At 32.0% G+C, this 13,223-nt stretch carries 7 protein-coding genes and 6 pseudogenes; 6 read left to right on the top strand and 7 right to left on the bottom strand.

The features are described from left to right. Positions 1-61: 61 nt before the first annotated feature. The 5 genes and pseudogenes from agrA to ABLV90_RS13845 all read right to left on the bottom strand — a co-directional run bounded on the left by agrA (position 62) and on the right by ABLV90_RS13845 (position 4,363). Entirely contained in the window at positions 62-778 is a 717-nt protein-coding gene (gene agrA, locus ABLV90_RS13865; RefSeq protein ID WP_285323961.1) for a quorum-sensing response regulator AgrA, read from the bottom strand. Between the two features lie 12 nt (positions 779-790). Next, positions 791-2,085 (bottom strand): annotated as a pseudogene (agrC, locus tag ABLV90_RS13860) (quorum-sensing sensor histidine kinase AgrC). Positions 2,086-2,108: 23 nt separating this feature from the next. Next, entirely contained in the window at positions 2,109-2,246 is a 138-nt protein-coding gene (gene agrD, locus ABLV90_RS13855) for a cyclic lactone autoinducer peptide AgrD (protein WP_460872786.1), read from the bottom strand. 2 nt (positions 2,247-2,248) lie between these two features. Next, a pseudogene (locus ABLV90_RS13850) lies at positions 2,249-2,819 on the bottom strand (accessory gene regulator AgrB). Between the two features lie 758 nt (positions 2,820-3,577). Beyond that, positions 3,578-4,363 (bottom strand): carbon-nitrogen family hydrolase, encoded by a 786-nt coding sequence (locus ABLV90_RS13845; protein WP_427706914.1) that lies wholly within the window; start codon positions 4,361-4,363, stop codon positions 3,578-3,580. A gap of 242 nt (positions 4,364-4,605) precedes the next feature. Between ABLV90_RS13845 and ABLV90_RS13840 the strand changes: the two are divergent. After that, positions 4,606-5,747: pseudogene (locus tag ABLV90_RS13840) on the top strand (IS3 family transposase). 138 nt (positions 5,748-5,885) lie between these two features. Here ABLV90_RS13840 and ABLV90_RS13835 read toward each other — a convergent pair. Next, positions 5,886-6,516: pseudogene (locus tag ABLV90_RS13835) on the bottom strand (nitroreductase family protein). 192 nt (positions 6,517-6,708) lie between these two features. Here ABLV90_RS13835 and ABLV90_RS13830 point away from each other — a divergent pair. Continuing rightward, positions 6,709-8,664, top strand: a complete 1,956-nt coding sequence (locus ABLV90_RS13830; RefSeq protein ID WP_427706916.1) for an SdrH family protein — start codon at positions 6,709-6,711, stop codon at positions 8,662-8,664. Positions 8,665-8,762: 98 nt separating this feature from the next. Here the strand turns inward: ABLV90_RS13830 and mroQ are convergent, their stop codons facing one another. Beyond that, positions 8,763-9,506 carry an intramembrane glutamic endopeptidase MroQ gene (gene mroQ, locus ABLV90_RS13825; RefSeq protein ID WP_460872785.1) on the bottom strand — a complete coding sequence of 248 codons (744 nt, stop codon included), beginning with the start codon at positions 9,504-9,506 and terminating at the stop codon, positions 8,763-8,765. A 177-nt stretch (positions 9,507-9,683) separates the two neighbouring features. Here mroQ and groES point away from each other — a divergent pair. The 4 genes and pseudogenes from groES to ABLV90_RS13805 all read left to right on the top strand — a co-directional run bounded on the left by groES (position 9,684) and on the right by ABLV90_RS13805 (position 13,164). After that, positions 9,684-9,972: pseudogene (gene groES / locus ABLV90_RS13820) on the top strand (co-chaperone GroES). A gap of 57 nt (positions 9,973-10,029) precedes the next feature. Next, positions 10,030-11,653, top strand: a pseudogene (groL, locus tag ABLV90_RS13815) (chaperonin GroEL). 174 nt (positions 11,654-11,827) lie between these two features. Then, complete coding sequence (locus ABLV90_RS13810) at positions 11,828-12,466, top strand: HD domain-containing protein (RefSeq protein ID WP_427706918.1); 639 nt, start codon at positions 11,828-11,830, stop codon at positions 12,464-12,466. Positions 12,467-12,696: 230 nt separating this feature from the next. Then, a complete protein-coding gene (locus tag ABLV90_RS13805) occupies positions 12,697-13,164 on the top strand; it encodes a bacillithiol transferase BstA (RefSeq protein ID WP_069815043.1) in 468 nt (155 codons plus the stop codon). Positions 13,165-13,223 lie beyond the last annotated feature (59 nt).

Here is a 13,223-nt window from a genome sequence, read left to right as displayed (position 1 = left end):
CTTTTACAGCAAATGGTTTGTCTACGTTCTGAGACTTAGCATAATTTGCTAAGTCTTTTTATTATATTTTTTTAACATTTCTTACTGAAGCAAAGCAATGTTCTTGGTTTTTGAAATATACAATGCGAGATTTTGAGTCAATAGATTCAATGTTATGTCTGTTAACAACGAAACTGTTATGACATCTAAAAAATCTGTCATCGAGCTGATTAAGTTCTTTAAGATTACCATAGAATTCAATTTGTCTATTGTCTAAGTGCGCAATCAATCGATGAGATTTAGAAGAGGACTCAAAAAACATAACATCATCATATTGGACATATACCGAATTACTTCCACGTTTTAATTCAATTGTTTCGACAGTGCGTTCTTTAGAAAGTAATTTTAACCTAGATTCTGAAGTTTCTAAACAATCAATGATTCTAGACTTTAATTCATCTGGGTCATCTTTAAAAATAAAGTCCATCGCCGCTACTTTATAAACAAAAGTAAGGTATGTAAGCTCGCTATGACTTGTAACAAAAATGATATTACCTACAGGATCGTGCTTACGAATTTCACTGGCAAGCTTGATACCGTTAATGTCAGCTTCCAATTGTATATCTAAAAAGTAACATCCTATATCACTTAAATCTTTTGAACGTTCTAAAACTTCATAAGGATCGGCAGTTGCAATTTCAATTTCCATCGGCTTCTCTTCAATCATGATGTAGTTGTTGATAATTGAAATCATATTCTCACGTTGTCTTTCATCATCTTCACATATGAATATTTTCATATCTTCACACCCTTATGAATCAGTATTTAATATTTCTACTTTTTGAATAAAATAGTTATTATCAATCGTTGTATCTAATAAAACATTAGAAGTCGTATCAGTCAATTCTTTTAATGTTGAAAGTCCGAGTCCACGATTTTTACCTTTTGTAGAGAAATTCTCTTGGAATAGGGTATGTACTCGAGGCATATCAGTATCACATTTATTCATAACTATAAACATCACTGAATCATCTTCATTTTTGATAAAAGCAATTCGAATCAGTGGGTCCTCCACTATTTTTTCAGAAGCTTCAATTGCATTATCAAGTAAAATGCCAATAACTCTACTCAAATTAATAATAGGCATTTCGATTTTTTCGATTATTTCAGGTACTTCTATGCTAATTCTAATATTTTTTTCTTGAGCTTGTAAAATTTTTGTTGTTAATAATCCTTTGATTTCACGAACCTTTAGATTTTCAATACCATTAATTTTAATGGCGTTCATTTGCATACTGTCTTGCATAGGTAAAATCTCTTCATGGAAGTATTGATCTAAACCTTTCATATCATTTTCTCTAATAAAATCCGACATCGTTGATAATATATTGACGTAGTCATGTCTGAATTTACGCATTTCATGATTAATTTTTTCTATTTGTAAAGTGTACTTATAGTAATTCTCGATTTCACGCATATTACGTTTGTACTGAATTTGACGAATAATACTAAAAGAAATCGTAACGATAAGTACAGCTATCGTAATGATTAATACGGCATACATTACGACTAAAAATTTTATATCTCCAAAAGAAAGAACACGATCAGGTAAATAAAAATAAATTAATAACAATACGGTCAATAGAAAAACACAAACAATGATTAAATAGATTTTATTTAATGATAAACCGAAGTGGTTAATAGTTTAAAAAGAAATCTACCAAGTATTGAAAAAACAATTATTATAGAAACGAAAATTACATAGTATATTAAATTAAATATATAATTCCCTGAAATTAAATCTTGCAAGGATGTTGCTAACCAAATTGAAAGAAAGTTGGCCATATAAAGGATGAAAAAGCTAACAAGTACAGATACAACACCCATGAAGCGATTTTTAAAATACATAAAGACAACACTTGCTAACAATAAAAATAACATCGATTTTGTGTCAAAATAAAAGAATAAAATGGTTGAAGGGATTATAATCCCAATAATGGTAATATAATCCCTCAAAGTATAAGTTACATTTGTTAAAATTTTAATAATTATGAAAAGCAAAAATGCTTGAAATATTGATAACATTATTGTGTTTAAAATAGCCATACTCTACACACTCTCTAGGACAATTATTCGTATAAATCTGTAATTTCTTTAGGTACTTCCGTCTCATCAAAATATCCATAACAAGGTCTTGCCCCAACTACTGCACCTAGTACTGTGAAAAACTTCGCGATTATACTAAAAATAGATTCAAAGATATGCATAATTAAACATCCTCCTTAGGGAAAAATATAGGTAGTTGAGCGATAGCAATCAAAATAATGCCTAAAAGTACTAATTGTTGATAAGGCTCACTGAAAAACATTGATATTACTACTAATAATAAAGTTACAATGACTGTCTTTATTTTTTTACCTTTTACTAATCGTTGTGGTATAGGCTGCTTTTTCGTAGCGAGCAGGTGCGTATATCATTAATATAATGAAACCAATTATTGCTAATGGATACATAATTAATGAAGACACTCCAATATACCCGATTAGCCAAGGTAGTAAAACAAATAAAGATAAATTCTGCACATGACATGCAAAAGAAGATTTTGCATGTGCACCGTGTGCATATTGCCTAATTAAAAAGTACGATAAATGGACAGTTAGTGTGTAAAAAAAGAGTTGGAAAAGGATTGAAACGCCATAAGTTATAATTGTTTTAGTTATATTGCCTACAAATACTTGCATACCTAAACGCATCTTTAAATAATCAATATGTTCTAAGTTGTTACGTTGTTGTAGATATTTAGCAAAACGGTCAATTTTGCTATCTATAGACTTTAACATTGGGCTTCTCTCCTCAGACGTATTATACAATTTTAATTAAGTTTTATGCGTCTTATTGCTTAACTGTATATTTTGTGTTCCTAACTGTTGCTAATCTTTATCTCTTTAATTTTAACATAAAAAAGTGAACATTTAGGAATGAAATATGACGAGTTAGGGATTTTTTAACGAATAAGCTCAAAATCATGGTTAAATGTACTTGTATCACAAAGAAGTGATAGCATTTTACAAATCATTTAATCAATTTTTGTTTGAATTTTGATTTGAATGATGAAGTTAATTAAGCTTTTGAGCAGGAGCTTAATTGACACGCTGATATTGTAACTGTACTTTCTTCGTATAGTTGTTATAGTTACAAAAATTAGTTATCGTTTTTCAATTTTAATACAAACAAGAGGAGGCTGATGTAGTGACAAAAGATATCTCAGCAGCAATTAGTGATTTCGTAAAATAGTACTTACTGAGTACACAACGCGCTTATTAATTTAAGCATTCCCAATTTAGATTTGCAGAACCTTCCCAGTCTCGAATCTAATATTATTTTAACATTGTCTATAACAGAGACAATTTAAAGTATTAACATGTAAGCTATCGTAAACATCATTCAATTTATCATTAAAATCGGTAAATTCACTAATTTTTTTCATAATTAATAACATCCCCAAAAATAGATAGAGAAATAACTGTAAAAACATTCCCTTAATAATAAGTTACAAAAACCGTGAGCCCCTCCCAAGCTCACGGTTTTTATTATGAAATCATTTATATAGATGTGGTCTTAAATTTTTGAATACTGGAATAGTATTGCGTTGATTCGTTACTTCATCTAAATCAATGTCACAAGTTAAATGATCTGGTTTTTCTTTTAATTCTGCTATAACTTCACCATTAGGGTTAATCACGATAGAATGACCTGCATATTCAGTCTTGCCATCATCTCCACAAGCATTACAACCAACTACAAATATATCATTTTCAATGGCACGCGCTTTTAAGAGGGCAGTCCAATGATTCAATCTTACCGCCGGCCATTGTGCAACATAAAAAGCGATTTGTGCATCTTTACGCGCTGGATAGCGAAGTAATTCAGGAAAGCGTAAATCGTAACAAGTAATATGTGCAACTTTAGCTCCATCTGATAGAGTGAAGGGTTCTGGAACTGCATTACCGGGTGTTAAAAATGAAGGTTCATCCAACATCGGCACAAGATGTACCTTGTCATAACTGTTTATTAAATAACCATTTTTTGAAACGGCAAAAGCAGTATTGTAGATGTTATCTTTCATACTATTTGAAACAGAACCCGCAATTACATCAACTTTATATTGGATTGCTAATTTTGATATAAACTCAAAACTTCTTGATAATTGATTATCAGCAAGTTCTTTTAGTTGAGGTAGGGCATAACCGTTGTTCCACATTTCCGGTAAAACTACGATATCTGTCTCTGCTGTCACATACTCGGCAAACCAATTCGTAATTATTTCTTCATTTAATGCAACATTCGCTGGTTCCACTTTAAATTGAAAGATTTCTATATTCATCTCGATCGCCCCTTAAATTGTTGTTAGCATAAATATACTAGATATATTCAGAAAATTCAAAATTGCGGGCAGTTTTCAATGAAGTTACAAAATGCGTACGTGAGAAGTGTGCATACTCAAAATCGAAATATTTAAATAAAAAAACCAATTCATTTTATGAACTGACCCCAAATTGTGGGAATAAAATAAAAACACTTTCGTTGAATTCATACTAAAATGAATTTATACGGAGGTGTTTTTCTATGAAAAGAGTTACTTATTCACTAGAAACCAAAAATAAAGCTATTGAAATGAAAATTGAGGGATATAGTGCAAAAGAAATTATGAATACATTAAACATTAGAAATAGATCACAAGTGAAAACTTGGTGGAAATGGTACCAAAATGGTGAACATTATAGATTTCATCAACAAGTTGGAAAACAATATTCCTACGGAAAGGGATTAGAAGAACTTTCAGAAATTGAACAATTAAAAATAGAAAATAAAAGAAAAAACGCAGAATTAGAAATTTTAAAAAAGTACAAGGAATTGGAAAGGGAGTGTCGCCCAAAATAATAATACAAGTGGTTGAAGCATTAGAATCAAAATATACAGTTTAAATGATATTAGAGGTATTTAACATACCCAAATCTACCTATTATCGCTGGAAATGTAAAAAACATGAAACAAATTCGGAATTAGAAGCAATTAAATCGATTTGTCATAAGCACAAATATACCTATGGTTATAGGAAAGTGACTGCTGAATTAAATAAATTTAGTAAGGAAAAAATTAATCACAAGAAAGTGCAAAGGCTTATGCAAGAAAACGAATTGAATTGTAGGGTTAAACCTAAAAAATCTAAAAAACCAGGTAATCCATTTTATAAAATAGGCAATTTGTTACAGAGGAATTTTAATGCAAATCGTCCATTAGAAGTACTTGTAACAGATATTACTTATTTACCTTTCGGTAATACAATGTTGTATCTATCGTCAATTATGGATGTCTATAACGGGGAAATAGTTGCTTATACTATAGATAATCATCAGAATCAAAATTTAGTAAACGAGACTTTGAACCAATTAGAAATTCCAGATAGTTGTATACTTCATAGCGATCAAGGAAGTGTTTACACATCGTATGAATATTATAAATTATGCGAAGAAAAAAGCATTACCAGAAGCATGTCCCGTAAGGGAACGCCAGCTGATAATGCCCCGATTGAATGTTTCCATTCCTCGCTAAAGTGTGAAACATTCTACTTAAACAAAGAGCTCAAGAGCTCTAATAACATTGTAATAGATATTGTCGAAAATTACATTGAAAACTATAATAAAGTTAGAATTCAACAAAAACTAGGCTACTTATCTCCTATAGAGTTCAGGAAATTAGCATCCTAGAAAATAGTGTTTTTATTAAGTTCCCATTTTAAGGGTTCAGTGCCGTTCAGTGCCTTAAACGAATTGGTTTTTATAAATTGGAAAGGGTTGATACCCTAAGCGCATGTATTATTGTTAATGTTTAAAAAATCCAACAAACTATTTTCTTACTAAGAAGCGTTTGCTTACATCATGAAATTCTTTTTCTCCGAGCTTCATCACGCACGTTACCAAAAGGCATTTGAGCTACAAGATTCCAAGTAGCGGGAATATCGAACGCTTCAGTTACTGCTACGTCTACAAGTGGATTATAATGTTGTAATGATGCGCCAATACCTTTAGTACCTAATGCAGTCCAAATTGCAAATTGGTGCATTGCATTTGTTTGGTTTGACCAAATGGCAAAGTTCTCAGCATAGTTAGGCATTTGATTTTGCAATCCTTCGACAACTTCTTGATCTTCAAAGTATAGGATTGTACCATATGAATGTTTGAAGTTATCAATTTTGTCTGAAGTTGCTTGGAATTCACGATCAGGACCCATTGATTTTTTTAATTCTTCTTTTGTTATATCCCAAAATTTATTATGATTATCGCTTAATAACAATACAATACGAGTTGATTGAGCATTAAATGAAGATGGAACATGTTTAATTGCATGTTCAATGATACCTTCTACCTCTTTATCAGATATTGAAATTTCTTTTTCTAAACTATATATTGTACGTCTTGATTCTACTGCATTTTGAAATACATCAAGTGTATCTTCTTTTTTACTAAAAAGTCCCATTCGGAAAACTCCTTCACATTAATTTATTTTATATATCTAGTATAATAATTATACCTTTATTTGTAAATAGCTTTTTACAATTAATTTCAAATAGATTAATTTCTTCTTTCAAAAGCCTGATTTTAATGAAAAATAGTACGATTTCTAATATACTGATAAGGAATATAAGAAAATTTATTTGGAGGTGAGATTATGAAAAATTATATTTCACATAAATTTATTGTATCTAGCTTTGCAATTGCACTAAGTGCTACATTAATTTCTAAACCGACACAAGGGGCAGAGACAGGACTAGATGAATACAATAAGAATACGACTATGAATAATACTGATTTAGACCATAAGCGTATCAATGCATCAGATATAGATGGGAATGTGCAAAATAGCACTAAGCCAGTAAATAATTCAGGTGAGAATGAAATACCTTCAAATTCTGATCAAACTGATAATAAAACCAGTAGTGATGCTATAACGACTTCATCATCCGAACAACCAAATAGCAATGATTCAGACAATAGTGATTCAGACACTACTACTAATCCAGATAAGTCAGAGGAAGACAATCAATCATCAGATTCAAACAATACAGGAGATAGTGACAACGGAACTGAAGAGAAGCCATCATCGGAACAACCAAATGATAGTAACTCTAACAATAGTGATTCAGACGATGCTACTGAGCCAGATAAGTCAGAGGAAGACAATCAATCATCAGATTCAAACAATACAGGAGATAGTGACAACGGAACTGAAGAGAAGCCATCATCGGAACAACCAAATGATAGTAACTCTAACAATAGTGATTCAGACGATGCTACTGAGCCAGATAAGTCAGAGGAAGATGATCAATCATCGGGTTCAAACAATACAGGGGATAGTGACAACGATTCAGGAGAGAAACCTAAACCAGAACAGCCGAGTGAGGACGGAGACGATAATTCAACAGAACCATCAAACCCTGATAACCCACAAGGTGGCGGAGATGACTCAGAAGAAAAGCCTAAACCAGAACAGCCAAGTGAGGACGGAGACGATAATTCAACAGAACCGACAAACCCGAATAACCCACAAGGTGGCGGAGATGACTCAGAAGAGAAGCCAAAACCTGAACATCCAGGAGAAAGTGGCGAAGATAATTCAACAGAACCATCAAACCCTGATAACCCACAAGGTGGTGGAGATGACTCAGAAGAAACACCTAAACCAGAACAACCAAGTGAAGGTGGAGACGATAATTCAACAGAACCGTCAAATCCTGATAAACCACAAAATGATGGGGGAAGTTCAACAGAAACACCTAAACCAGAACAACCGAGTGAAGGCGGAGGAGATAACAATACCACAGAACCCCCGAAGCCTAATAAACCACTGCGCCCCAACATATCATCTGGATCAAATCATTATAACCAGGGTAGTAAAAATAATACATCAGACAGTTCAGTGAATCATTCAAACTCAGGAAGTTCTCAAAATGAACACACATCTTCAAACTTATATAATGGTAAGAATCAAAATGCAAATAAGCAATATGCACAATCAAATGAAAATATAGCAGGCAGTAACAATAATGTTGTGACTTATGGAGATTTGAGAACAGAGAAAAAAAGTCAAAATTCAAATCAAGGTGACAGCAGATTAGTTAATAGATTTAATCAAATGTCTCCAGGTTCTTTTAAATATAATCCTTTTATTTTGAACCAAGTTAAACAGCTTAATAATAATGTTGATAGTGTATCTGACAAAGATATTACTTCTATTGTAAGACGTCAAAGTTTTTCAGATAATGCGTTTTTAAATGAGTTACAAAAGGGAACAAATTATTTTAAATTTCAATATTTTAATCCATTAAAATCAAGAGATTACTATAAAAATTTAGATAAACAAGTTTTGGCATTGATTACTGGAGAAATAGGTTCTATGCCTGACTTAAAAACGCCAGAAAACAAAAGTGCCGCATCTGGTAAATACGAATATCATTCAAGTAGTGATGAAGAATCGACGCGTACAAACGACAAGAAATCGAAAGACACAATTGATATTAAATTCGAACGGACATTGTTTGCTTTAATCACTGCAATAACGATAATATTTATAGGTGTAGTGGTAGGATATTTCGTTTATCGCAGAAACAAAAACGAAAATGAATAGCTTTTGACATTTAACGTGTCATAGACAAATAAAAAATGGAAGGACTCATGTAATAAACATTGAGTTCTTCCATTTATTTTATATAACTTAAAATTTAATTAAAACATAAAATTAAATATAAATGATGCAGATTCTTGTAGTTCTTTTATTTTTTCAGGACCAAAGTAAATTTGTACAATAGCGACAAAGCCATTTTGCATTATGTGTACTAAGATAGGTACCCATATACGTTTTGTATATACATACAATGCTGAGAAAATAAAGCCCATACCAAAATAGATGATAAAGAATGATGGATCTGCATGTGCAGCACTAAAGATAATTGAACTTACAATTCCGGCAATGAGAAATTTAAAAGTTTTATTACCTTTTAATATGTTGTATAACTCACCAAATATTACTTTTCTAAATACGAATTCTTCTAGTATAGGTCCTACAACTGAAATTAATATGATAAACATCGGGATTTCTTGTGCTATTTTCATCAATCTTTCCGTATTAGGGCTAGATTGAGGTGCGCCGAATACATACATATTTATCATTCCCGCAATGACTTGATAAATCATAACAATCATATAACCTACGATTGCCCAAAGGATAACATATCTTTTCTTTTCTTTAGGTTGTAACTCTAGTTGTGTAGGATTGGCAATGAAAAAGTTTATTAGTATGATTAGGAAAGCGACTATAATAAACAAAATTACCTGTGAATAAATATTAGCAAAGAGGATTTCTTTGCCACTTAAATTGTTAAATAAGCCAGCCATTTGTAAGAAAATCGGACCAAACTGTGCAAGGCCATAAATAACTAATGTCAAAATGGACACCCATATACGAGACATAATGAACCTCCAAAAATTAGAATATACTCTATTTTATCGTAAAATAGCTTTTCACACAAAATTTAGTGTAATGGTTTTAACTTGAAATATTGACCAACTTTGATTATTATAGAAAGTGTATTAGCACTCACAATGATTAAGTGCTAAAAATTTTAGTATTTTAAGGAGGAACAATCAATGTTAAAGCCATTAGGTAACCGAGTAATTATTCAAAAAACAGAACAAGAGCAAACAACTAAAAGTGGTATCGTTTTAACTGATAGCGCTAAAGAGAAATCAAATGAAGGTACGATAATTGCAGTAGGTGCAGGACGTATTTTAAAAGATGGTTCTCGAGTTGCTCCTGAAGTGAATGAAGGCGACAATGTTGTTTTCCAACAATTTGCTCGGAACTGAAGTTAAGCGTGGAGACGACACATACTTAATCGTTAGCGAAGACGATATATTAGCAGTAATAGAAGAATAATCAAAATTAAAACTAAAAAATATACAAATAATACGAACATCATGGAGGTAAAGTAATATGGCGAAAGATTTAAAATTTTCCGAAGACGCACGTCAATCTATGTTGAGAGGTGTAGATAAATTAGCTAACGCCGTGAAAGTTACAATTGGACCAAAAGGGCGTAATGTTGTATTAGATAAAGAATATACATCACCATTAATCACAAATGACGGTGTTACGATTGCAAAAGAAATTGAATTAGAAGATCCATATGAAAATATGGGAGCGAAATTAGTACAAGAAGTTGCCAACAAAACGAATGAAATCGCAGGTGACGGAACAACTACAGCTACAGTATTAGCTCAAGCAATGATACAAGAAGGTTTGAAAAACGTAACAAGTGGTGCAAATCCTGTAGGTTTACGTCAAGGTATCGATAAAGCTGTAGACGTAGCTATTGACGCATTACAAGAAATTTCTCAAAACGTTGATAATAAAAATGAAATTGCGCAAGTTGGATCTATTTCAGCAACTGATGAAGAAATTGGTAAATATATTTCAGAAGCTATGGAAAAAGTAGGTAACGACGGTGTAATTACAATTGAAGAATCAAGTGGTTTTAATACTGAACTTGAAGTCGTTGAAGGTATGCAATTTGATCGTGGTTACCAATCTCCATATATGGTAACTGATTCAGATAAAATGGTTGCAGAACTTGAAAAACCATACATTTTAATTACAGATAAAAAGATTTCATCTTTCCAAGATATTCTGCCATTATTAGAACAAGTTGTTCAATCTAACAGACCTATCCTAATCGTAGCAGATGATGTAGAAGGTGACGCATTAACAAATATCGTATTAAACCGTATGCGCGGTACATTTACTGCAGTTGCAGTTAAAGCACCTGGATTCGGAGATCGTCGTAAAGCGATGCTAGAAGATTTAGCTATCTTAACAGGCGCACAAGTGATTACTGATGACTTAGGCTTAGATTTAAAAGATGCAACAATTGACATGTTAGGTACTTCAAGCAAAGCAGAAATCACTAAAGATAATACAACAGTGGTTGATGGTAATGGAGACCAAAATAATATTGATGCACGTGTAAGCCAAATTAAATCTCAAATTGAAGAGACGGACTCTGAATTTGATAAAGAGAAATTACAAGAACGCTTAGCTAAATTAGCCGGAGGCGTAGCTGTAATTAAAGTTGGTGCTCGCAAGTGAAACAGAATTAAAAGAACGTAAATTACGTATTGAAGATGCTTTGAACTCTACTAGAGCCGCTGTTGAAGAAGGTATTGTAGCCGGTGGTGGTACAGCATTCATGAATATTTATGACAAAGTTTCTAAAATTGAAGCTGAAGGCGATATTGCAACAGGCATCAATATTGTGTTAAAAGCATTAGAATCTCCAGTTCGTCAAATTGCAGAAAACGTCGGGTTAGAAGGTTCGATTATTGTTGAAAGACTTAAAAATGCTGATGTAGGTATTGGTTTCAATGCCGCTACAAATGAATGGGTGAATATGCTGGATGCTCGGTATCGTAGATCCAACTAAAGTTACACGTTCAGCTTTACAACATGCGGCAAGTGTAGCGACTATGTTCTTAACAACTGAAGCGGTTGTTGCGCATATCCCTGAAGAAAGCAGTAATGATGCACAAGCGGTATGGGCGGCATGCCAGGTATGATGTAATAGATTATAAACTTTAAAATTAAAGTTTATAAAAGAGCGTATTTAAATAATATTTATAAGACGTCTTTCGTTAAGTTACTTAACTTAGTGGAAGGCGTCTTTTTTATGATGAATGATCTATAGTTTGATATACATATCTATAGAGACTATATTGTAACCAAGGAGGAATTTATTATGTTAAAAGATATCAATGAAATTGTTGTCCCAGATAGTAAAATAATCCAAGAAGCACAAGAAGTAGTCCATGAATATGGTAATAAGTTAATATGGAACCATTCGAATAGAGTATATTTATTTGGCGAAGTTAAAGGCATGCAAGATCATTTGAAATATGATAAAGAACTTTTATATATGTGTTCGCTCTTTCATGATTTAGGATTAACAAACCAATATAGTAGTGATGATCTGAGATTTGAAGTAGACGGCGCAAATGCAGTTCGCCAATTTTTAGATACACACAATTATAATGACCAAGATTTACAACTTGCTTGGGATTCAATAGCATTACATACGACGATAGGTGTGGCTGAGCATAAAGAGAATAATGTTGCATTATTATATCATGGTGTTGGTATGGATGTTATGAGTGACAATTGGGACCAGTATTCAGATGAAATTAGAAAAGCAATCGTAAATAAATTTCCTCGTGGTAATTTTAAAAAAGATGTATTAACAGCTTTTTATGAAGGCTTTAAACATAAACCTGAAACAACGTTTGGCAATATTAAATCTGATGTTGTGAAATATTTTGAGCCTGAATATCCTCAAAATAATTTTTGCTCTTGTGTCCTACGTTCAAAGTGGGATGATTAAAAGCACACGATACGTTAGTAATATTTAATCATTAAATCCTAAAGTATAAAAAATTGAATTTGAAAGCAATCTATAGCATTATTTAACATGTATAATTAAAAAAGTTATGGATATAAATGGATTAAGTGAGTAAAAACAACTTATTGAGGGTAGAGAAAGTAAGCATAAATATTATTCGCTACTTATAATTATTATTTATGTGAAGCTTTTTTAAGAAAGGGAGATTAACTATGACAAAAAAATCAGTGTACGATGTGATTGATACAGGTATTAATTATTTAATATCAGACTATGACAAATGGAACATTGAAAGTATATTAGATAATGAAAGTGAACTCTTCCCTAATACGTTACATTGGCAATATGGTCATGTGTTAACTATTTTTGAATCTGCATTATCTTTAAGTGAGCAAAATGAAGTAGATATTCAAAAATATACACGCTTATTTGGTTATGGATCTAATCCAGCTGATTGGGGCGACGAAGAAATCCCAAGTGTGGATGAAATTATCAAAAATTTAAAAACGTTGCCTGAGCGTGCAAAAAAATTAACAGACCAACAATTAGAAGTTGAATTAACTGAAACAATTGCCGGTTGTAGTACGTTAGATGAGTTGTTAATTTTAAATGCAATTCATGTACCACTACATGCTGGTAAAATTGAAGAAATGGCACGTGTATTGAAACAGCAACGTTAATATAAATAAAAAGGATGAAATCACCATTACATGTGATTTCATCCTTTTTATTATTTAAT

Source organism: Staphylococcus sp. 2S1 (genome assembly GCF_046721335.1).
GTDB classification, from domain to species: Bacteria; Bacillota; Bacilli; order Staphylococcales; family Staphylococcaceae; genus Staphylococcus; species Staphylococcus equorum_A.
Note: the sequence above shows the minus strand (reverse complement) of the source record. Positions and strands in the feature narration are given on the sequence as shown.

Excerpts from the sequence above, each read along its gene's own strand:
- agrD (WP_460872786.1), bottom strand. The coding sequence starts at position 2,246 with ATGCATATCTTTGAATCTATTTTTAGTATAATCGCGAAGTTTTTCACA.
- ABLV90_RS13805 (WP_069815043.1), top strand. The coding sequence starts at position 12,697 with ATGACAAAAAAATCAGTGTACGATGTGATTGATACAGGTATTAATTAT.
- ABLV90_RS13810 (WP_427706918.1), top strand. The coding sequence starts at position 11,828 with ATGTTAAAAGATATCAATGAAATTGTTGTCCCAGATAGTAAAATAATC.
- ABLV90_RS13830 (WP_427706916.1), top strand. The coding sequence starts at position 6,709 with ATGAAAAATTATATTTCACATAAATTTATTGTATCTAGCTTTGCAATT.
- agrA (WP_285323961.1), bottom strand. The coding sequence starts at position 778 with ATGAAAATATTCATATGTGAAGATGATGAAAGACAACGTGAGAATATG.
- ABLV90_RS13845 (WP_427706914.1), bottom strand. The coding sequence starts at position 4,363 with ATGAATATAGAAATCTTTCAATTTAAAGTGGAACCAGCGAATGTTGCA.
- mroQ (WP_460872785.1), bottom strand. The coding sequence starts at position 9,506 with ATGTCTCGTATATGGGTGTCCATTTTGACATTAGTTATTTATGGCCTT.